The organism is Pseudomonas sp. B21-012 (assembly GCF_024749305.1).
Lineage (GTDB): Bacteria > Pseudomonadota > Gammaproteobacteria > Pseudomonadales > Pseudomonadaceae > Aquipseudomonas.
Genome location: NZ_CP087197.1, coordinates 1,845,090 through 1,867,907, shown reverse-complemented (window position 1 = coordinate 1,867,907; position 22,818 = coordinate 1,845,090). Strand labels below are relative to the sequence as shown.

The 22,818-nt window shown below is 65.6% G+C and carries 10 protein-coding genes; 6 read left to right on the top strand and 4 right to left on the bottom strand.

All coding sequences use genetic code 11. The features are described from left to right. Positions 1-129 precede the first annotated feature (129 nt). Complete coding sequence (locus LOY37_RS08570; RefSeq protein WP_258716639.1) at positions 130-1,101, top strand: siderophore-interacting protein; 972 nt, start codon at positions 130-132, stop codon at positions 1,099-1,101. 222 nt (positions 1,102-1,323) lie between these two features. On the opposite strand, the gene LOY37_RS08565 is transcribed toward LOY37_RS08570, so the two are convergent. From LOY37_RS08565 to LOY37_RS08555, 3 genes are all read right to left on the bottom strand, one after another. Next, positions 1,324-2,736 carry an aspartate aminotransferase family protein gene (locus LOY37_RS08565; RefSeq protein ID WP_093385389.1) on the bottom strand — a complete coding sequence of 471 codons (1,413 nt, stop codon included), beginning with the start codon at positions 2,734-2,736 and terminating at the stop codon, positions 1,324-1,326. A 158-nt stretch (positions 2,737-2,894) separates the two neighbouring features. Beyond that, entirely contained in the window at positions 2,895-4,220 is a 1,326-nt protein-coding gene (locus LOY37_RS08560; protein WP_045200499.1) for an ATP-binding protein, read from the bottom strand. Beyond that, the gene (locus tag LOY37_RS08555; RefSeq protein ID WP_045200496.1) at positions 4,217-4,900 is read right to left on the bottom strand and encodes a response regulator transcription factor; all 684 of its coding nucleotides are present in this window, start codon (positions 4,898-4,900) and stop codon (positions 4,217-4,219) included. The genes LOY37_RS08560 and LOY37_RS08555 overlap by 4 nt, the downstream gene beginning before the upstream one ends. 174 nt (positions 4,901-5,074) lie before the next feature. Between LOY37_RS08555 and dsbD the strand changes: the two genes are divergently transcribed. From dsbD to LOY37_RS08535, 4 genes are all read left to right on the top strand, one after another. Further along, entirely contained in the window at positions 5,075-6,778 is a 1,704-nt protein-coding gene (dsbD, locus tag LOY37_RS08550; RefSeq protein WP_258597112.1) for a protein-disulfide reductase DsbD, read from the top strand. Further along, the gene (locus LOY37_RS08545; protein ID WP_045200576.1) at positions 6,778-7,635 is read left to right on the top strand and encodes a TlpA disulfide reductase family protein; all 858 of its coding nucleotides are present in this window, start codon (positions 6,778-6,780) and stop codon (positions 7,633-7,635) included. Before dsbD ends, LOY37_RS08545 begins: the two co-directional genes overlap by 1 nt. Beyond that, positions 7,620-8,384: a thiol:disulfide interchange protein DsbG gene (dsbG, locus tag LOY37_RS08540; protein ID WP_045200491.1), complete on the top strand. Its 765-nt coding sequence runs from the start codon at positions 7,620-7,622 to the stop codon at positions 8,382-8,384. The genes LOY37_RS08545 and dsbG overlap by 16 nt, the downstream gene beginning before the upstream one ends. A gap of 76 nt (positions 8,385-8,460) precedes the next feature. Next, on the top strand, positions 8,461-8,940 hold the full coding sequence (locus LOY37_RS08535; protein ID WP_045200489.1) for a YkgB family protein: 480 nt from the start codon (positions 8,461-8,463) through the stop codon (positions 8,938-8,940). Positions 8,941-8,944: 4 nt separating this feature from the next. Here LOY37_RS08535 and LOY37_RS08530 read toward each other — a convergent pair whose 3' ends face one another. Next, positions 8,945-21,907, bottom strand: coding sequence for a non-ribosomal peptide synthetase (locus LOY37_RS08530; protein ID WP_258716638.1), 12,963 nt, complete (start codon positions 21,905-21,907; stop codon positions 8,945-8,947). A gap of 335 nt (positions 21,908-22,242) precedes the next feature. Here LOY37_RS08530 and LOY37_RS08525 point away from each other — a divergent pair, with 335 nt between their 5' ends. Then, positions 22,243-22,773 carry an RNA polymerase factor sigma-70 gene (locus tag LOY37_RS08525; protein ID WP_093385407.1) on the top strand — a complete coding sequence of 177 codons (531 nt, stop codon included), beginning with the start codon at positions 22,243-22,245 and terminating at the stop codon, positions 22,771-22,773. Positions 22,774-22,818 lie beyond the last annotated feature (45 nt).

Below are 22,818 nucleotides of genomic sequence, written 5' to 3'. Positions count from 1 at the left end.
GCCATGAAGCAGGCTTTATCCAAGCTAGGACGTTTCCTGGAGGGGGAAATTTAACCACTGCCGCCCTGTGCTAATTCGATCGGCGGCTATTTCGTTTTCAAGGAACCTCCCTTGGAAAAGGTACCGCCCATGTCAGCCTCCACCTCCCTGACCAACGCCCTGGGCAACGGTCTGCGCAAGCTGGTCGGCAAACCTGCCAGAACCAGTGCCTACGGAGTGTTCGATGTGCAGCTCAAAGCCATCATGCCCCTCAGCCCGTCCCTCAGCCGCTTCGTGTTCAGCGGTGAGGATGTCGGGCAGATGCGTACCCTGGCTGCCGACCAGCGCATCAAGATCTTCTTTCCCTCTGCCGATGGCCAATACCCGAACCTGCCCAAGCAAGGTTCCTGGCAGCAAGCGCGTCGCGGCCTGAGCGCCGAGCAGAGCCCGCCGATGCGCACCTACACCATCCGCGACCTGCGCCGCGAGGCACTGGAAGTGGATGTCGACTTCGTCCTGCACGGCGTCAACGGCCCGGCATCGACCTGGGCGACCCAGGCACGCATCGGCGATCGCCTGCAGATGGTCGCCCCGAACCTGGCCTTCGACGCCGACCCCGGCGGCTACGAATGGCGCCCCCCGAAGAACCTGCGCAACCTGCTGCTGATCGGCGATGAAACCGCCCTGCCGGCAATTGCCGGCATCCTTGAGCAGATGGCCGCAGACCTGCCCGAAGTCCCGGTACAGGCGTTCATCGAAGTCCCCTGCGAAGCCGATTGCCTCGACCTGACCTGCAGCCGCGCCACCGAACTGAACTGGCTGCCACGCGAAGTGCTGCACTGCACCCACGGCGAAGCGATGATCCATGCCATCCGCGAGCTGGCGCGCCTACCGGCAGCCGCAGCGGGCACAGGTGCGAAGGTCGCCCTGGAGGAGGTCGATATCGACCGGCAGATCCTCTGGGAACTGGCTCAACCCGGCAACGGCGACTTCTATGCCTGGATCGCCGGCGAGTCGGCAGCGGTGATGAATATCCGTCGCTACCTGATCACCGAGCGCGGGCTGGATCGCAGCGCCCTGACGCTGATGGGCTACTGGCGCGCGGGTCGCACGTTCGACTGAGAGCCATAAAAAGGGCTCTTCACTGAATCCTGGGTTGGGGGGCGCGAGCTTATCCATTCGCTGTGGCGCTGCTGCCGGCCCCACACTGAATGGAAGCTCGCAGCCTCAACATCCCAACCCAACCCAACTCAACCCAACCCAAGAATCATAGTCCCCAGGATAGCGTGAAGATCCATAAAAAAGCCCGGTGCACTGCCCCGGGCTTTTACATGCCTGGGCCGTTTACAGTCTGGCCACCGCCGCAGCAACCGCCCGAGCAAAGCGCGCCGCCACCTCATCAACCTGCTCGGCAGTAATGATCAGCGGTGGCAGGAAACGCACCACGGCGCCCTGACGCCCGCCCAGTTCCAGAATCAGCCCACGCTTCAGGCATTCACGCTGCACCAGTGGTGCCAGACGCGGGCAGACCGGCGGATGCCCCTGGGCATCGAGCTGCCCTTGCGGATCAACCAGCTCGACCCCCAGCATCAGGCCACGGCCACGAATATCCCCCAACTGCGCGAAGTCCGCCTGCAAGCGGCGCAGATGGCCGGCCAGGCGTTCGCCCATGGCCTGGGCATGGCTGCACAGGTCGTGTGACTTGAGGTAGTTGATCACCGCCGAGCCTGCGGCCATGGCCATCTGGTTGCCACGGAAAGTACCGGCGTGCGCCCCCGGCTGCCAGGTGTCCAGCCACTGGCGATAGACCACCACCGCCAACGGCAGGCTGCCGCCAATGGCCTTGGACAACACCACCACATCCGGAGTGATGCCTGCATGTTCGAAGGCAAACATTTTTCCGGTGCGGGCAAAACCACTCTGGATCTCGTCGACGATCAGCGCCACACCGGCCTTCTCGGTAATGCGCCGCACACCGCGCAGCCATTCGATGTCCGCCGGGATCACCCCGCCTTCACCCTGGACCACTTCGACGATCACCGCCGCCGGCAGTTGCACGCCGCTCTCCGGGTCGCTGAGCAGGTTTTCCAGGTAGTGCAGGTTGACCTTCACGCCCTCTTCGCCGCCCAGCCCGAAAGGGCAGCGATAGTCATAAGGGTACGGCAGGAACTGCACGCCATTGGCCAGCAAGGCGGCCAGCGGCTTCTTCGGCCCCAGGCTGCCCATCAGGCTCAGGGCGCCCTGGGACATGCCGTGGTAGCCACCCTGGAACGACAGCACGGTGTTACGCCCGGTAGCGGTGCGCACCAGTTTCAACGCCGCTTCAACCGCGTCGGTGCCGGTCGGCCCGCAAAACTGGATCTTCGCTTCGCCGCGCAGTTGCTCGGGCAGCAGGCTGAACAGGTCCTGGACGAACTGGTCCTTGACCGGCGTGGTCAGGTCCAGGGTGTGCAGCGGCAGTTCATCGGCCAGCACCTGCTGGATCGCTTCGATCACCAGCGGATGGTTATGCCCCAGCGCCAGGGTCCCGGCGCCGGCCAGACAGTCGATGAACTGACGCCCTTCGACGTCTTCGACATAGATGCCACGGGCGCGCTTGAGCGCCAGCGGAATGCGCCGCGGGTAACTGCGGGCATTGGATTCCTGCAGGCTCTGGCGGGCCAGCAACGGCGACTCATTGAATGCATAAAGTGTTTCAGCAGCGTCTGCGGTGGAAGACACCGGCAGCGCCTGGGCAAGGCTGATAGCGACTGACATCTGGGAAACCCTCGCAAGCAAGCGGATGTGCCCGTCACGCGCCTGTTGCCAGAGGAGTGCGGGTTGTTATCGCTTGAAAAACGCTTCAGCGCCCTGCGGATTTAGCCGATGCCCATCAACGCTGCGGATTTTTTCAACTGCCGCTTTGCACTGACCGGTCACGACGGGTTTGCACGCAACGGAATGTGCAACAACACCCGCAAGCCATCGCTGCGGCTGTCAAAGCGCAAGCTGCCGGCACAGCGCTGGACGATCGCCTGGACAATCGCCAGGCCCAACCCGCATCCGCCGCTCTGGCTATGGCGCCAGAAGCGCTCGGTCAGGTGCTCGATGTCCTGTTCGGGAATACCGGGGCCGTGATCGCGCACCAAAAATGCCACCCGGTCCTGTTCCATCTGCACTGCCAGCTCCACCGGTTCGCTGCCACGGGTATGACGCAGGGCGTTGTCGAGCAGGTTGCGCAGGGCCGTGACCGCCAGTGGCGTGGGCATCCCGAGGTAGAGCTGGGCGGCACCGGGCGCCAACTGCAGATCGATACGCCCGGCGTTGTCGACCCCGGTGTCCAGGATTGCCTGGCGGGCGATCTGCTCGGCGTTGCATTGCAGGCCGTCTTCAAACGACAGTCGGCCTTCCACCCGGGCCAGCAGCAACAGTTGTTCAAGAGTCCGGTGCAGACGATCGGCGCCCTGCTCGGCGTGTTCAAGGGCCTGCTCGCGCACCTCGCCGTCGGTCATCCGTGCCACCTGCAGGTGGGTTTTGATCGCGGTCAGCGGGCTGCGCAGCTCATGGGCGGCATCATCGGTCAGGCGCCGTTCGCGCTCGATGGTCTGGCCAATGCGCAAAAACAGCTGGTTCTGGGTTTCCAGCAAGGGTTGCAGCTCACTGGGCAAGCCGCGCACCTGCAAGGGCTCAAGGGAGTCCGGGCTGCGCCGGCGCAAGGCATCGCGCATCCGGTTGAGCGGCGCCAGCCCCTTGCCAACACCCATCCACAGCAAGCCGAGGCTGCCGAGCAAGGCCATCAGCACCGGTGCCGAGGCCGCCAGCAGGATCGAACGGTTGAGGGCCTCGCGCTCCTGATGGCGGTCGGCGGTGGTAATGCGCACATCGCCATGGGCATAGGTGAAACTGCGCCAGCGAGCGCCGTCGATGGTCTGGTCGCGAAACCCGCTGCGCTGGTCGTCGAGGGGCTGCTCATTATTGTGGCTGCGGGCAAGAATCTCGCCGCGCAGCGAGCTGACCTGGCAGGCCATGCCGTCGACGCTCAACTGGTCGGCGCTCAGGCGCGTGCCCTCGCCCTTGCTCGACAGCGGTTGCGGCAACTGGTCGACCAGGCCGGCAACCATGCGTGCCGATGCCACCAGGCGCTGGTCGAGGGAGAACATCATCTGCATGCGCAGGTCGCGCAGCATCCACGCCGCGGCCAGCACCCAGATGACGATGAAGGCAGTGCCCAGGATCAGGGTCAGGCGCAAACGCAGGGTCATGCTTGCGGCTCCTCCGGCAGTTGCGCCGGGCCCAGGCGATAACCCAGGCCGCGCACGGTTTCGACGATACCGTTGCCCAGTTTGCGCCGCAGGTGATGGATATGCACGTTCAGGGCGTTGCTCTCGACCTCGTCGCCAAAGCCGTAGACGCTGTCCTTGAGCTGTTCGCTGGAGAGCACCCGGCCACGGTTGTGCAGCAGCGCCTGCAATAGCGCCTGCTCGCGCCGCGACAGGTCGACCGGGCGGCCACCCAGGCAGGTTTCGCGGCTGCTGGGGTCGTAGCTTAGCGGGCCATGCTCGATGATGTTCACCGCTCGCCCGGCGGCGCGGCGCAGCAAGGTGTGCAGACGTGCGGCCAGTTCACGCAGGTCGAACGGCTTGAGCAGGTAATCGTCGCCACCGGCCTGCAGGCCCTCGACCCGGTCAGTGACCGCATCGCGGGCGGTGAGGATCAGCACCGGCAGCTCATGGCCCTGCTGGCGCAGGCGCTGCAGCAACTTGAGGCCGTCTTCGTCGGGCAGGCCGAGGTCGAGCACCATGACGTCGAACGCCGCGGCCTGGAGCATGGCCTGGGCCGCGCCGGCGCTGGCCACCCGGTCGACGGTCATGCCCTGGGCGCCCAGGCCGGCGCTGATGCCGCTGGCGATCAGGTCATCATCCTCGCAGAGCAGTACGTGCATGGTCGGGTCTCGATCTTAAAAGGCTTATTCAAGCCCAGGCGGATTAACCCAGGATTATGCCGCGCCAGGCCACAGCCGTCGCGGCCTTGGCGACAGCCGTCAGCCAACGGGTTAACTTTCGGTTAATCGGACTGGGCCAAGCTGAGCCCTTCATCGCATTGCCAAGGCGTCGACATGCGCGTTTTTCTGTTTGCCCTGATGTTCCTGCTAAGCGGCCTGAGCCAGGCCAACCCCTTTGCCCAGAGCGATTTTTTGCCGGTCAACAAGGCCTTCGTGTTCAGCAGCGAACGCCTGGAATCGGGGCAAATGCGCCTGCACTGGCAGATCACCGATGGTTACTACCTGTACCAGAAACGCCTGAAATTCGACGGCCTGGCCTCCGAGCAGCAACCGCAACTGCCACCCGCCCTGCCCCACAGCGATGAGTACTTTGGTGAAACCCAGGTCTACCGTGGCGAGCTGGAGCTGATCCTGCCCGCCAGCGCCAGCGGCGAACTGCGCATGGGCTGGCAGGGCTGCGCCGACGCCGGGCTGTGCTACCCGCCACAAACCAGTGTGGTCAGCCTGGGTGGTACAAGCGCCGCCGCGCAGGCCAGCGACCAGGCCCTGGCCGGCGGCCTGCAACAGTCGACCCTGGCCTGGAACCTGCTGGCCTTCCTCGGCCTGGGCCTGCTGCTGGCCTTCACCCCGTGCTCGTTGCCGATGCTGCCGATTCTTGCAGGTCTGGTACTGGGCAGTGGTGCCAGTGCCCGCCGCGGCTGGTTGCTGGCCAGCGTCTATGTGCTGAGCATGGCCCTGGTCTACGCCGCCCTGGGCGTGGTTGCCGCACTGCTGGGCGCAAGCTTTCAGGCCTGGCTGCAGCAACCCTGGCTGCTGGGCACCCTGGCCGGGCTGTTCGTGCTACTGGCCCTGCCGATGTTCGGCGCCTTCGAGCTGCAGCTACCTGTATGGATCCGCGACCGCCTGGAGCGTGCCGGGAATGGCACCCGCGGCGGCAACCTGTACGGCGCGGCCTTGCTCGGGGCCTTGTCGGGCCTGCTGATGGGCCCGTGCATGACCGCACCGCTGGCCGGCGCCCTGCTGTACATCGCCCAGAGCGGCAATGCCGTGCATGGCGGCCTGGTACTGTTCACCCTCGGCCTGGGCATGGGCCTGCCGTTGCTGTTGCTGGTCACCCTCGGCAACCGCTACCTGCCGCGCCCGGGCGCCTGGATGAACCGGGTCAAGGGCCTGTTCGGCTTCGTCTTCCTGGCCATGGCCCTGTATACCCTGCGTGCGGTGCTGGAGCCTTCGCTGTGGCTGGGCCTGGCCGGTGCCTGGCTAATCGCCCTGGCCTGGGCTGCGTGGCCGGCCTTGCAAGCTATGCGGGCGCTTCGGGCACTGTCGCTGCTGCTGGGCTTGTGGGGCAGCCTGTTGATCGTCGGCGCGGCAGCCGGTGGCAACGACCCCTGGCAGCCGCTGCAGCCGTTCACCGCCGCCAGCGCGCCAATGGGCCTTGCCGTGCCGCATGATGCCTTCACCACCGTCAGCCAGCCGGCCGAACTGCAGCGCGAGCTGGAGGCGGCCAAGGCCCAGGGCCAGTGGGTGATGCTCGACTACTATGCTGACTGGTGCGTGTCGTGCAAGGTCATGGAGAAACAGGTGTTCGCCCGCGCCGACGTACTGGCGGCGCTTGGCGGCGTGCGCCTGCTGCGCCTGGATGTGACCGCCGACGCACCGTCCAGTCGCGAGTTGCTGCAGCGCTACCAGGTCCCGGGCCCGCCCAGCCTGATCTGGATCGGCCCGGAGGGCAACGAGCGCCGGGCCCGGCGCATCACCGGTGAAATCGATGCGGCGAACTTCCTCCAACACTGGGCCGCTACCCGGAGCCAAGGATGATGCTGACCGTCGCACTCGGGCCACTGACCATGGCCCTGAACCACCTGCTGCTGATCTGCGCCCTGGCCCTGGCCAGCCTTGTTGGCTGGCGCGTCGCCAAGCGCGGCGGCGACAACCCCGAGTCGGTGCTGTTCGGCCTGTTCCTGCTCGGCCTGCTCAGTGCACGCCTGGGCTTTGTCATCCAGTACTGGGCGATGTACCGCGAAGACCTGCTGCAGGTCATCGACCTGCGCGATGGCGGCTTTCTGCTCTGGCCAGGCCTGCTGGCGGTAGCCATCGGCGCCTTCTGCCTCGGCTATCGCCGCCCGGCCCTGCGCCGGCCGCTGGGCTGGGGCCTGCTCAGCGGTGGCCTGTTCTGGCTGCTCGGCAGCCTGGCCAGCCACCTGTATGACCAGGGCACTCAACTGCCGGAAATGAGCTTGCGCAAGGCCAGTGGCCAGTCCGTCGAGCTCACCGACTACCGCGGCAAGCCACTGGTGATCAACCTCTGGGCTACCTGGTGCCCGCCGTGCCGGCGCGAGATGCCGGTGCTGCAACAGGCCCAGGGTGATTACCCGGACATCACCTTCCTGTTCGTCAACCAGGGCGAGGCGCCACAGACCGTGGTCACCTTCCTCGCCACCACCGGCCTTAATCTGTCCCACGTGCTGTTCGACAGCGGCGGCCAGCTGGCGCAGAAGGTCGGCTCCATGGCCCTGCCCACCACCTTGTTCTATAACGCCGAGGGTCGCCTGGTCGGCAGCCATCTTGGCGAGCTGTCGCGGGCCAGCCTCAGCCATGCCCTGCAATCTTTCGAGCACGCGCCCGCGCCTGCCGCCCCATCCCCCACAAGGAACGTCGCATGCGATCTCTGCTGAAACTGCCCCTCACCCTGGCCGTGGGCCTGATGACCAGCCAGCTGGCGCTGGCTGAAACACTCCCCAAGGCCATCCAGCAACTGGAGGCCAAAGGCGCAAAAATCAAAGGCAGCTTCGACGCCCCCGATGGCCTGCGTGGCTACGCGGCCGAATACCAGAACCGCGGCCTGGCGCTGTACCTGACCGCCGATGGCAAGCATGTGCTGGTGGGCAGCCTGTTCGACGAGCAAGGCAAGGACCTGAGCCAGGCGCCGCTGGAAAAACTGGTGTACGCCCCCATGGCCAAGGAGGTCTGGGCAAAGATGGAAAAAACCGCCTGGATCGCCGACGGCAAGGCCGATGCACCACGCATCGTCTACTTGTTCAGCGACCCCAATTGCCCGTACTGCAACATGTTCTGGCAGCAGGCGCGGCCCTGGGTCGAATCGGGCAAGGTGCAGTTGCGGCACATCATGGTCGGTATCATCCGCGAAGACAGCCCGGGCAAATCGGCCGCCCTGCTGGCCAGCAAGGACCCGGCCAAGGCCCTGGCACAACATGAAAAGGCCGGCAAGGCCAGTACCCTCAAGGCCCTGGACAAGGTTCCCGAAGCGGTACAAGCCAAGCTCGACGCCAACCTCGCGGTCATGGAAGAACTCGGTTTGTCAGCAACCCCGGCGATCTTCTACCTCGACGACCAGCAGCAACTGCAAACCCAACAGGGCGCTCCGCGTCCGGAGCTGCTGGGCAAGATCCTCGGCAAGCGTTGAGCACGCGATTGATGTAACAACAGGGCGGTCACGGCGTCTTGAGGATACCTGCCTCATCCCACCACAGGACCTCGCCATGACCCGCCCTGCCTACCTTGACCGCTTCATCCGCTCCTCCCTGGACATCCAGCTGCTGCGCTGGAGCCTGATCCTGATTTTCTTCGGCTTTGGCTATGCCAAGTGGTTCGATTACGAAGCCCAGGCCCTGATCCCGCTGATCGACAACAGCCCGTTGCTGTCCTGGCTGCACCTGGCCTTTGGCATCCACGGCGCCAGCTATGCGCTAGGCGTGGCGGAATGGGCGATTGGCGCGGCGTTGCTGGCCGGCATCTGGCAGCCACGGCTGGCGGTGATCGGCGCCCTGGGCTCGGTGCTCACCTACGCCACCACCCTGACCCTGATCGTTACCACTCCGGGCGGCTGGGAGAACAGTGCTGGCGGGTTCCCGGCCATGGGCGGGGCGACGTCCTTCCTGATCAAGGACGCCGTGCTGCTGGCCGCTTCAGTCGCCTTGCTCAAGCACGACCTGCAGCGCAACAGCCCCACCCCGGCCTGAAGCCCTACAGCGCTTCCAGTTCAGCCATCAGGTCACTGAGACGGTCGACCTTGTCATCGCTCAGCTCACTGGCCTTCAGGCTGTCGACATAGGTCGCCAGCTCCTCGACCGTGCTGCACTCGAACATCGCCCGCAGCGGCACGTTCAGTTGCAGCACCTTTTGCACCCGCGAGGCGATCTGGGTGGCCAGCAGCGAATGCCCGCCCAACTCGAAGAAGTTGTCGCGCACCCCGACCCGCTCGGCCTTGAGCACCTCGGCCCAGATCCCGGCCAGGGTGCTCTCCAGTTCGCTGCGCGGCGCCAGGTAGGCCTGGCTGTGCTGGGCGCCGATGTCGATGGCCGGCAAGGCCTTGCGGTCGAGCTTGCCGTTGGCATTGAGCGGCAGTTGCTGGAGCCAGGCCCAGTGCAGCGGCACCATGTACTCCGGCAACTCGGCACGCAGGCGCTGCTTGACTTGCTCCAGCAGCACGCTGGTATCGACACCCGCAGTGCTGGCCACCAGATAGCCGACCAGGTGCTTGCCATTGACCCCGTCCTGCACGCCGACCGCCGCATCGCGAATCTCGCTTTGCTCATGCAGGCGCGCTTCGATCTCGCCCAGCTCGATGCGGTTGCCGCGGATCTTCACCTGATGGTCGATACGGCCGACGTATTCGAGCACGCCGTCAGGCCGCCGGCGCGCCAGGTCGCCGCTGCGATACAGGCGCTCGCCCGGTGCGCCGAACGGGTGCGGGATGAACGCTTGCGCAGTGCGCAGCGGGTCGCCGACATAACCACGGCCGACACCGGTACCGGCCACACACAACTCACCGACGGCGCCCAGCGGCACCAGTTGCTGATCGTCGCCTATCAGGTACAGGCGGTTGTTGTCGGTCGGCGTACCGATTGGCAGGTAACTGCCACGGGTCGAGGCAGCATCGACGCGGAAGAACGCCACGTCATCGGAACACTCGGCCGGGCCATAGGCATTGACCAGGCCGATGTGCGGGTAGCGCTGCAGCCACTGCCAAGCCAGCTCCGGCGGCATCGCCTCACCGGTCGGCAGCATCCAGCGCAAGCCATCGAGCTGTTGCGGATCGCTGGCGAGCATGCCCTGGATCAGCGACGGCACGCTTTCCAGCACGGTGATGCCGGTGCCCTGCACGTGTTCCAGCAACCCTTGCGGGTCGTGGGCAATGGCGTTCGGCACGATGGCTACCTGGGCCCCGAACAGCGGTGCGGCGAGGAACTGCCAGACCGAGATATCGAAACTTTGCGAGGCGGTCTGGGCAATCACATCCTGCTCGTCCAGTTGCAGGTACGGCACCTTGCTCAACTGGTTGTTGAGCATGCCGCGTTGCTCGACCATCACCCCCTTGGGCAGGCCGGTGGAGCCTGAGGTATAGATCACATAGGCAAGGTTGTCCGGCCCGCTGTAGATACCTGGATTAGCATCCGGCCCGGCGACTGCCTGGACCTGCTCCCAGACCAGCAACTTCGGCCGCCCGGCACAGCTGAGCTCATCAAGCAGAGCACGGCCCTGCTCGGCACAGGCTGCGCTGCACACCAGCACCGGGGTACGACTGAGTTCGATGATCCGCTGCAGGCGTGCACCCGGCAGGCCAGGGTCCAGCGGCAGATAGCCGGCGCCGGCCTTGAAACTGCCGACGATCATGCCCAGCAGCGGCAAGTCGCGTTCGGCCAGCAGCGCCACAGGCTGGTCGATTGCCACGCCGGCGGCCACCAGCGCATGGCCCAGGCGGTTGGCCTGGCGGTTGAGCTCGAGGTAACTCAGCGACTGTTCCAGGCAGCGCGCGGCAGTGCGTTGCGGATGCGCGGCGACCCGCGCCTCAAACAGTTCGACGTAGCTTTGCTCAAGGCTGTAGGCCTGCTCGCTGCGGTTGCAGTCGTCGAGCAAGAAGCTGCGCTCGGCTTCACCGAGTAATGGCAACTCGCTGACCTCACCCTGAAAGCCGTCGGCCAGGGCCAGCAGCAGGCGCTTGAATTCGGCCAGCAAGCGCTCGACCGTGGCAGTGTCGAAGTAGCGCTGGTCGAACGACAAATGCAGGCCGAGGTCATCGCCCGGGTAGCAGACCGCGGTCAACGGGAAGTTGGTGTGGGTGCGCCCGGAATCGGAACTGGCGTTGAGGCTTTGTGCGCGATCGAGTACGGCAACCTCCACCGGCGCGTTCTCGAACACGAACAGGCTGTCAAACAGCGGCTGGCCCTTGGGCAGTTCGCTGCATTCCTGGATGCTCACCAGCGGCAGGTACTCGTACTCGCGCAGTTCCATGTTGCGTTCCAGCAGGTCTTGCAGCCACTGGCGCACGCTGCAGCGCTCGCCCGCGGCCGGCAGTTTTACCCGCAGGGCGATACTGTTGATGAACAGCCCTACGGTGCGCTGCATCTGCGGCATGCTCACCGGCCGGCCCGCCACGGTGACGCCGAAAACCACGTCGCGCTCGCCGCTGTAGCGGCTTAGCACCAGCGCCCAGGCGGCTTGGGCAAAGGTGTTGATGGTCAGCTGATGAGCCTGGGCCAGCTCGCGCAAGCGGGCGCCATCGGTGGCATCGAGGCGCGTGTAGCAATCGCCGACTACCATTCCGGCATTTTCCACCGCATGGTCACGCAGCAATGGCCGGTCGCTGGGCACCGCGGTGCTGCGCTCGAAACCTTCGAGGTTGTTGCGCCACCACTGGCGCGCCTCGTCCAGGTTCTGGTGCTGCAGCCAGCTGATGTAGTCGCGGTAGCGCGGCGGCACCGGCAGTTGCGCCTGACGGCCCTCGCCCAGGGCCAGGTAGATCTCGAAGAAGTCATTCATCAGCAGCGAACGGCACCAGGCATCGATGAGGATGTGGTGGTTGCTCATCATGAACCAGTAGCGGTCCTCGCCCACCCGCACCAGGCGCAGGTGGAACGGCGCCTGCTGAAGCAGGTCGAAACCGGCCTCGCGCTCGTGCTTGTGCAATGCCTGCAGGCGCGCTTCCTGTTCAGCTTCAGGGATACCCGACCAGTCTTGATAGTCGACCGCCGTCGCCCCCGGTTTGTGAATGATCTGTAGCATGGCCTCGCCGGCGTTCCAGCAGAACGAGGCGCGCAAGGCTTCGTGACGGCCGACCACCGCTTGCCAGGCCTGGGCAAAGCGCTGCGGGTCCAGCGCGCTGTTGATCCGGTAGCGGTCCTGCATGTAGTAGATGCCGGTGCCCGGCTCCAACAGAGTATGCAGCAGCAGGCCCTCCTGCATCGGCGTCAGCGGATAGACGTCGTCGATTTGTGCAGCGGCGACCGGCAAGGCATCGATCTGCTCCTGGCTCAATTGCGCCAGCGGGAAGTCCGATGGCGTGAAGCTGCCAGTGCCCGGCGCCAGGCAATGCTCGATCAGGGCAATCAGTTCGAGCCGGTAGGCTTCGACCAGGGTTTCGATGGTGTCCTGGTCATAGCGCTCACGGCTGAAGGTCCAGCGCAACTGCAACTCACCACCGTACACCTGGCCATCGACGCTCAGCCAGTTGGGCAGCGGCGCCTCCAGCGCATGGGCAAGCCCGACGCTTTCATCCACCGGCTGGTACAGCGCGCCGGCCTGGAACTGCTGGTCGAACTGGCCCAGGTAATTGAAGGTGATCCGCGCCTGGGGCAGCGCGGCCATGGCTTCGCGCACCGGCGCATCGGCCAGGTAGCGCAGCACACCGTAGCCCAGGCCCTTGTGCGGCACCGTGCGCAATTGCTCCTTGATGGCCTTGATCGAAGCGCCCTGCCCAGCCGCCTCTTCGACGTTATGCGGGCTCAGGCTCAGCGGATAGGCACTGGTGAACCAGCCGACGCTGCGGGTCAGGTCCATGTCTTCGAACAGGTTCTCGCGACCGTGGCCTTCCAGTTGCACCAACACCGAGCTGTCGCCGCTCCAGCGGCACAGCACGCGAGCCAGGGCGGTCAGCAGCAGGTCGTTGACCTGGGTGTGATAAGCAGCGGGCGCTTCCTGCAGCAATTGCCGGGTATGGGGCGCGTCTAACTGTACGCTGAGGGTCTGCGCCTGCTGGTGCAGGTTCGCCCCCTGCGGGTGATCGCAGGGCAGTTCGCGGCTGGCGCGGCTCAGTTGCGCTTGCCACCAGCTTTGTTCGTCACGCAGCGAATCGCTGCCGGCATAGGCCTGCAGGCGTGCTGCCCAGTCGCTCATGGCGCGGGTCTTGGCCGCCAGCGGCTGGCCGCGGTACAGCGCTTGCAGATCTTCCAGCAACACCCGCCACGACACACCATCGACCACCAGATGATGGATCGCCAGCAACAGCCGCTGGCGGCCCTCGCCGTCTTCGACCAGCAAGGCGCGCAGCAGCGGCCCGTCTGCCAGGTCAAGGCTGCGCTGGACATCGCTGTACAGCGCCTGGCAGTCGCCCAGGTCGGCTACCGAGGCCTGCCAGAGCAACTCGCGCTGGTCGGCCTGGGCGTATTCACCGTGCCACTGACCACCTGCCTGGGTGAAGCGCAGGCGCAAGGCATCATGCTGCTGCAGCAACTGCTGCAAGGCCTGCTCCAGGGGCTTGCCGTGCAAACGCTCGGCGGGTGCCAGCAGTACCGCCTGGTTCCAGTGCTGGGGTTGCGGCACATCGCTGTCGAAGAACCAGTGCTGGATCGGCGTCAACGCCGCGCGGCCGCTCAGCGGGCCCTGATCGATCTGGCTGGTTTCGCTGCGACTGACCACGGTCGCCAGGGTCTGGATGGTCTGGTGCTGGAACAGATCGCGCGGGGTGAAATGCAGCCCGGCCTGACGCCCACGGCTGACCACCTGGATCGACAGGATCGAGTCACCGCCCAGTTCGAAGAAGTTGTCCTGCAGGCCGACCTGCTGAACGTTCAGTACCTCGCGCCAGATCGTCGCCAGTTGCTGCTCCAGCTCGCTGCGCGGCGCTTCATAACGTTGGCGGCCCTGCTCCAGGTCCGGCGCCGGCAAGGCGCGGCGGTCGAGCTTGCCATTGCCCATCAGCGGCAGCTGTTCAAGCAGCACCAGGTGAGTCGGCACCATGTAGTCCGGCAGCTGCAGGCGCAGTTGCGCCTTCAGTGCATCACGCAGCGCGGCCTGTTCGGCGGCATCCGCCAGGGCCTGGTCGCAGACGAGATAACCCGCCAGTTGTTTGCCCCCGGGCATGTCCAGGGCCAGCACCACGGCTTCGCGCACCGCCGGGTGTTCGAGCAGGCGGGTTTCGATCTCGCCCAGCTCGATGCGAAAGCCACGAATCTTCACCTGATGGTCGATTCGACCGACATACTCGACCAGCCCGTCAGCACCCTGGCGCACCAGGTCGCCGGTACGGTACAGGCGCCCGCCATTGGCGCTGAACGGATCGGCAACAAAACGCTCGGCGCTCAAGCCCGGGCGCTCGTGGTAACCCTGGGCCAGGCCCGCGCCACCGACGTACAGCTCGCCAATGCCGCCTTGCGGCAACAGGGCCAGGTCGGCATCGAGGATGTACGCGGTGCGCGCACCGACCACGCTGCCGATCGGCACGCTAGCGGCGCCGGCTTCCAGTTGCGCGGGGGCCAGGCACGCCAGGGGCATGACCACGGTTTCGGTCGGGCCATAGGCGTTGAAAAACTGCTGTGGGGTAAAGGCCTGGCGAATGCGCTGCAGGTGCTCGCCGGTCAGTGCTTCACCGCCGGTGATCACCAGGCGCACCGGCAGCGCTTCGTTGCGGCTGGCCAGCCATTGCGCCAGCTGGCTGCCGTAACTTGGGGTAAAGCCAAGGATCGATACCTGCTGCTCGCGGATCAGCGTGCAGATTTCTTCCGCGCCCCACTGCCCCTGGGCACGCAGCACTACCCGCGCGCCACAGAGCAGCGGCACCAGCAGGCGCTCACTGGCCGCGTCGAAATTGATCGAATAAAAATGCAGCTCACAGTCGTCGCTGCGCATGCCGAAGCGCTCGATCACCGCCTGGCAGTGCATGGCGATTTCACCATGGCTGACCACCACGCCTTTGGGCTTGCCGGTGGAGCCGGAGGTGTAGATCAGGTAGGCCTGATGGGCCGGCAGGGTCAGCGACGGCAAGGCTTCGCGGCTATACGCGGCAAGGCCGTCACGGTCGTCTTCCAGGCACCAGCGGCCGACCTTGGCCGGCAACTCGCCGAGGGCTTCGAACAGTGCCCGCTGGCCCAGCAACAGGGCGATGCCGCTGTCCTCGATCATGTAGTGCAGGCGCTCCAGCGGGTACTCAGGGTCGAGCGGCACATAGGCGCCGCCAGCCTTGAGGATCGCCAGCAAGCCCACCACCAGTTCCAGCGAACGCTCCAGGGCCAGGCCGACACGCACCTGCGGGCCGACGCCGCGCTCGCGCAGCACCCGGGCCAACTGGTTAGCGCGGGCATCGAGCTCGGCATAGCTCAGGTGCTGACCGGCAAAGGTCAGGGCCAGGGCCTCAGGCTGGCGCGCAGCTTGCTCGCTGAACAGCTGCTCAAGGGTCTGATCCAGCGCCAGGCTGTTGTCGCCCTTGAGCAAGTCGCACAACGCCTGCTGCTCGACCGCCGCCAGCAACGGCAACTCGCCCAGGCGCTGCTCGGGATCACCCAGCAGCGCCACCAGCAGGTTCTGCCAGTGGCCGGCCATTTTTGCGATGCGTGGTTCGTCGAACAGGTCGCGGCTGTAGGTCAGGCAGCAACCCAGGCGGCGGTCGAGGTCGGTGACTTCCAGGTTGAGGTCGAACTTGGTCGCACGGGCGTCGTTGACCAGGTACTCGACCTGCATGCCGGCAAGCTCCCGGCTTTGCTGGAACTCCCAGCGCTGGACGTTGCACATCACCTGGAACAGCGGGTTGTAGGCACTGCTGCGGGGCGGCTGCAGGGCCTCGACCAATTGATCGAAAGGCAGGTCCTGATGGGATTGGCCATCGATCACGGTCTGGCGTACCTGCTCGATCAGTTCGCTAACGCGCATCTGCCCGTCGAGCTGGCAACGCAGCACCTGGGTGTTGAGGAAGGCGCCGATCAGGCCTTCGCTTTCCGGACGAATGCGGTTGGCCACCGGCGCGCCGATGCGCAGGTCGCGCTGGCCGCTGTAGCGGTACAGCAGCGCCGCCAGGGTGGCGGTCATGGTCATGAACAGGGTCAGACCGCGCTCGGCATTGAAGGCACGCACCCGCGCCGCCAGCTCCGGGCTCAGGTCGAAACGATAGAGCTCGCCACGGTGGCTTTGCACCGCCGGACGCGGGCGGTCGGCAGGCAGTTCCAGCACCGGGTGCTCATCGCCCAGCTTGGCTTGCCAGTAGTCGAGCTGGCGCTGACGCTCGCCGCTCTCCAGCCACTGGCGCTGCCATACGCTGTAGTCCAGGTACTGCACCGGCAAGGGCTGCAGCGGCGATTCGCGCTCGTCGACAAAGGCCTCGTACAGCTCGCCCAGCTCACGGGCAAAGATGTCCATGGCCCAGCCTTCGGTGACGATGTGGTGCAACGTCAGGACGAAGTAGTGCTCACGCTCGCCGGCCTTGACCAGGCAGGCGCGCAGCAGCGGCCCGCGCTCCAGGTCAAACGGCTGGTGCGCCTGCTCATCGGCAAAGGCCTGCAGGCGTTGCTGGCGATCCACCACGCCATAACTGGAAAAATCCAGCCAGCTCATCTGCAGGTTGCTGTCTTCGGCCACGCACTGATACGGCACGCCGTCGATGCTCGGGAAGGTGGTGCGCAGGGTTTCGTGGCGCACGATCAGCGCCTGCAACGCCTGCTCGAAGCGGCTGACATCCAGCACCCCGCTCAGGCGCGCCATGCCGCCAACGTTATAGGCCGGGCTGTCGGGTTCCATCTGCCAGAGGAACCACATGCGCTGCTGGGAGTAGGACAGCGGCACCGCCTGGCGACGGTCGATGCGCTGGATCTCGCCCTGCAGGTTGCGCGCGCCACTGTGCTGGATCGCCTCGACCGCAGCGGCAAAGGCACCCAGTTCGCTGGCCTCGAACAGCGTGCGCAGCGGTAACTCGACGTTGCAGGCCTGGCGGGTACGGGAAATGATCTGGGTGGCCAGCAACGAGTGGCCACCGAGGGCGAAGAAGTCATCCTGCAGGCCAACCCGCGGGATGCCCAGCACCTCGCGCCAGATCGCGGCGATCTGTTGCTGCAGGGCACTGCCCGGCTCGATGTGTTCACGCGTTTGCCATTGCGGCTCGGGCAAGGCCTTGCGCTCGATCTTGCCGCTCGGGCCCAACGGCATTTGCGCCAGGTGCACCAGTTGCGCCGGCACCATGTAGGCGGGCAACTGCGCTGCCAGTGCTGCCAGCAATTGCGTGCTTGCTTCAACGCCGCTGTAGTAACCGACCAGTTGTGGGCCGGCGGCGGTGTCGCGAATCATCACCAGCGCCTGCTCTACGCCCGCCTGGGCCAACAGGCAGGCCTGGACTTCTTCCGGCTCGACCCGAAAGCCGCGCAGCTTGACCTGCTGATCAAGGCGGCCCAGGTACTCCAGCGCCCCCACGTCAGCCAGCCAGCGCGCCCGGTCACCACTGCGGTACAGGCGCTGGCCGTCGCCATCGGGCTGCGGCACGAAACGCTCGGCGGTCAGTCCCGCGCGTCCCAGGTAACCCCGGGCCAGACCGACGCCGCCCAGGTACAGTTCACCCGGCACGCCGGGCGAGGTAAGTTCGAGTTCATCGTCGAGCACCCTACACAGTACGTTAGCCAGCGGCCGGCCGATCGGCGAACGCGTGCCGTCGGCAGCGCTGCACGGCCAGTGGGTAACGTTGATGGCGGTTTCGGTCGGGCCGTAACGGTTGTGCAGGGCCACCTGCGGCAGTACCTGAAGCACCCGCTCACGCAGGCTGGCCGACAGCGCCTCACCGCCAGAGAACAACCGGCGCAAGCTGCTGCACTGCGCCGCCAACGGCTCCTGGACAAACACCTGGAGCAAGGCCGGGACAAAATGCAAGGTGGTCACGCCATGCTCGCGCACCCGCTCGGCGATGCGCTGCGGGTCACGGTGCTCGCCGGGGCCGGCCAGCACCAGCTGGCAACCGTTGACCAGCGGCCAGAAGCATTCCCACACCGACACGTCGAAGCTGATCGGCGCCTTCTGCATCAGCACGTCGCTGTCATTGAGTTGATAGCTGTCCTGCATCCACTGCAGGCGCTCGGCAAGTGCCGCGTGGGTATTGCCGACGCCCTTGGGCTGGCCAGTGGAGCCGGAGGTGTAGATCACATAGGCAAGGTTGTCGCCGTGCAGGTGCAGGCCCGGTGGCTGGCACGGCCAACTGTCGAGCTTGAGGCGGTCCATGGCGATGGCGCTGACATCCGCGGGCAGGCTCAGGCGCTCGAGCACGTCGCTGTGGCTCAGCAGCAGGCTGGCACCACTGTCGGCGAGCATGTAGGCCAGGCGTTCTGCAGGGTAATCGACATCCAGCGGCACATAGGCGCCCCCGGCCTTGAGGATGGCCAGCAGGCCGATCAGCAGTTGCGGCGAACGCTCGGCGGCGATAGCCACGCACACATCCGGGCCAACGCCCTTGTCGCGCAGGTAATGGGCCAGGCGGTTGGCCTGCTGATGCAAGCTGGCGTAATCGAGGCTGCCGCCTTGCCACACCAGGGCGGTGCGTTCCGGAGTCTGGCGGGCTTGTTCGTTGAGCTGCTCAACTAACCACTGTTGTGCCGGTGCCGCCGGCGCCTGGCCCCAGGCGAGCAATTGCGCACGGCCATCGGCGTCCAGCAGTTGCAGCGCACCGATGGCGACCTGCGGTTGCGCGCAGACTTGCTCCAGCAAGCCGACCAGTTGGGCGCTGATGCGCGCCACGGTCGCGGCATCGAACAGCTCGTCGGCATAGTCGAACGACAGGCTCAGGCGGCCCTGATGGTCTTCTTCACTGTGCAGTTGCAGGTCGAACTTGGCCTCGCGGCTGTGCCACGGCAGCTCATCGGCCAGCAGCCCGGGAAGCCGACGCAGGGCGCTGAGGTCACGCTGCTGGTGGTTGAACATGACCTGAAACAGGCCCTGCTCGCGCGCTTGCGGGAAGGCTTCGAGCAGTTGCTCGAACGGCAGGTCCTGATGCGCCTGGGCCTCCAGGCTGCGCTCGCGCACCTGGGCCAACAGCTGGTTGAACGGCAGGCGTGAGTCAAGCTCGGCGCGCAGCACCTGGGTGTTGATGAAAAAGCCCACCAGGCCCTGGGTTTCCAGGCGCGGGCGGTTGGCGTTGGGCACCCCGACACGGATGTCGGTCTGCCCGCTGTAGCGGTGCAGCAGGCTCTGAAAGCCGGCCAGCAACACCATGAACAGCGTTGCGTCATGATCACGGGCCAGGCTGCGCAAGGCTTCGGCCAGGGTCGGCTGCAGGCGCACGTTCAGGCGCGCGGCGGCGTTACTTTGGCAGTTGGCGCGCGGGTGGTCGGTGGCCAGGTCCAGCACCGCGTGCTGCTCACCAAGCCGTTCCTTCCAGTACGCCAGTTGCCGGGCACTTTCACCCTCGGCAAGCCACTGGCGCTGCCAGCTGCCGTAGTCGGCGTAGCCCAGGCTCAAGGCCGGCAGCCGGGCCTGCTGGCCCTGGCAATGGGCGGCGTACAGGCGCGAGAACTCATCAATGAGGATATTCATCGACCAACCATCGGCGATGATGTGGTGCAGGGTCACCCACAGCTGATGGTCTTCACTGTCCAGCCGAACCAGGGTCACGCGCAGCAGCGGGCCCTGTTGCAGGTCGAAGGGCTGCATGGCTTCGGCTTCGCGCTGCGCCAATACGTCCTGGCTGCTGGCGGCAGACAGGTCCAGGCGCTGCAGGTTAAACACCTGGCTCGGCAAAATGCGCTGCAAGGCCTGGCCGTCTTCCTCGGCAAACACCGTGCGCAAGGCTTCGTGCCGCGCGACCAGGGCCTGGAAGCTGGCCTGCAGCGCCGCTTCGTCCAGCTCGCCGCGCAGGCGCAGGGCGCCGGGAATGTTGTACGCCGCACTGTGCGGCTGCAGTTGCCAGGTCAGCCACAGGCGGTTTTGTGCCAGTGACTGCGGCAGCGCCTGGGCGCGGTCGAGACGGCTGATGGCGCCACGGGCGACACCGCCATCGTGTTGCAACGCCGCCACTGCCGCGCTGAAGCCGGCCAGGGTCGGCGCTTCGAACAGCACCCGCACACCCAGCTCAATGCCCAACTCATCGGCCAGGCGCGCGCACACCTGGGTGGCGGCGATGGAGTTGCCGCCAAGCAGGAAGAAGTGATCGTCTGCGGCGATCTGCTCAAAGCCCAGCAATTGGCCCCACAGGCGGGCAACCCGGGCTTGCATACTGGTCGCCGCAACCGCCTGATCAGCCACCGCTGCTGCTTGCGGGTCGGGGAAACGCGCGTAGCAATCGAGGCTGCCATCGTCCATGCGCAAGCGGCAGGCCGAGCGCTGCAGCTTGCCGCTGGAGGTCTTCGGCAAGGCGCCAGGGTTGAGCAGCAGGACCACCGCCGGCGCCTGCTGACAGGCATCGGCGATCACCTGGCGCAGGGTCTTGATCAGGCTCGCAGGGGTGATGATTTTCTGTACGTTGCGGCTGACCTCGACGGCCACGCCGATGCCCTCCTCGCCGCAGTCATCGACCGCGAACACCGCCACCCGGCCTTTGCGCAGCACCTCGACTTCACGCTCCAGGGTCTTTTCCAGGTCCTGCGGGTAGAGGTTGTGGCCGCGTACGATCAGCAAGTCCTTGAGCCGACCGGTGACGAACAGCTCGCCATCGCGCAAGAAGCCCAGGTCACCGGTGCGCAACCAGGTCCGCCCGCCCTGCTCGACAAAGGTGCGCGCCGAGGCTTCGGGGTTGCGCCAATAGCCCTTGGCGATGCTCGGGCCAGTGGCCCAGATTTCACCGACCTGGTTGTCGGCCAGCGGTGCCAGCGCGTGTGGCTCGACGATCTGCACCGCATGCAGCGGCTGGCTGCGCCCGCAACTCATCTGCACCGTGCCCCGGCCCGCTTCGGCGCTGTTGCGCGCCAGCGCCTGGCGATCAAGCTCCACTGTGCCAATGCCTTGGCCGCGGGTGCTGCCGCTGACGAACAACGTGGCTTCGGCCAGGCCGTAGCTTGCAAAAAAATTCTCCGGTACAAAGCCGCAAGCGGCGAACTTGTCGGCGAAGGCCTGCAGGCTGTCCTGGCGGATCGGCTCGGAGCCGGAATAGGCCACCCGCCATTTACTCAGGTCGAGGCTGGCCATTGCCGCGGCGCTGACCCGTTCGCTGCACAAGCGATAGGCAAAGTCCGGCCCGCCGCTGATGGTGCCGCCGTGATCGCTGATCGCCTGCAGCCAGCGCTGCGGCCGGGCAAGAAAATACGCCGGGGCCATCAACACGCAGGGCACGCCACTGAAGATCGGTTGCAGCAGGCCGCCGATCAGGCCCATGTCGTGGTACAGCGGCAGCCAGCTGACGATCACGTCATCGGGGTTCACATCGATGCCGAAGCCCTCGCGGATCAGCACTTCGTTGGCTACCAGGTTGCCGTGGCTGACCTGCACGCCCTTGGGCAATGCGGTGGAGCCGGAGGTGTACTGCAAAAAGGCGATGTCGTCGCCCTGCAGGGGCGGCGCCTGCCAGCCTGCGGCCAGTTCAGCGGCCAGGCTGTCGACTGCCAGCAGTTGTGGCGCGCCGGGCCCGGCCAACACTTCGAGAGCCTGCAGGCTGTCGTGCAGGGCGCTGGTGGTCAGCAGCAGGCGCGGCTCGGCATCGTCGATGATCGACAGCAGGCGCTCCTGGTGGTGACGGCGCGATGACTCTGGCGGATAGGCCGGTACAGCGATCACCCCGGCATACAGGCAAGCAAAGAACGCTGCGACGTAATCCGGGCCACTGGGGAACAGCAGGATGGCGCGGTCCCCCACCTCGGTACGTGCCTGCAAAGCCGCGGCGATGGTCCGCGCCCGCTGATCGAGGTCGTGATAGGAAAGCACGGCTTGATCACGCGGGTCTTCGGCCAGAAAGCGCAAGGCAACCCGGTCGGGTGTGCGCGCAGCACGTTGAACCAGCGCCTGGACCAGCGTAACCGGGAGTTCGAAGGCGTCCGTCATGAGGGGTTCCTGCCAGAGTCTGTACGTGAAATCAGGTCTCGGCCAGCGCAGGGCGGGCACACTGGCACCGCGTTGCGCCTTGCCGGAGCCGAGGATGTACAGAGAGGAACGGATGGCCGGAGGAAATAATTAAGACGTGCGCAGCCGGTCGGGCCGGGTGAAAAAATCTGGAGTTTGAAGCCGGTCACAAAGTAAAAGCTTAGAACCAAAAAGCATAGAGACTTATTAACTTTCGCATTTGACAATAATTATCATTACGAATAGTTTGTCGCACGTCGTAGGAAGCCTCCGAAACTGGAGCGCTCCACTTCCCTCTTAGAGATAAGGTGATTTCCATGGCGGAACAACTATCCACAAGTAAGTGCGATTCACCGTTACTCCAGGCGTTTGTCGACAACCGCAGCATCCTCGTGAAGATTGCCGCGCGCATTACCGGCTGTCGCTCCCGGGCCGAAGACGTGGTCCAGGATGCCTTCTTCCGGCTCAGCGCAGCGCCGCAGATCACCTCCTCGTTCAAGGCCCAGCTCAGCTACCTGTTCCAGATCGTGCGCAACCTGGCCATCGACCACTACCGCAAGCAGGCCATGGAGCTCAAATACTCCGGCAGCGAAGAGGAAGGCCTGAACGTCGTTATCCAGGGGGCTTCGCCAGAAGCCACGCATATCAACTTCGCCACCCTGGAACACATTGCCGAGGCGCTCAACGACCTGCCCCAGCGCACCCGCTACGCCTTCGAAATGTACCGCCTGCACGGCGTGCCACAAAAAGACATCGCCAAGGAACTGGGCGTCTCGCCGACCCTGGTCAACTTCATGATTCGCGATGCTCTGGTACATTGTCGGAAAGTCTCAAGCCAGAGGGCTTGAGAGCGACAAGCTGCAAGCTTCAAGCGGCAAGTGGGTGGTGATGCC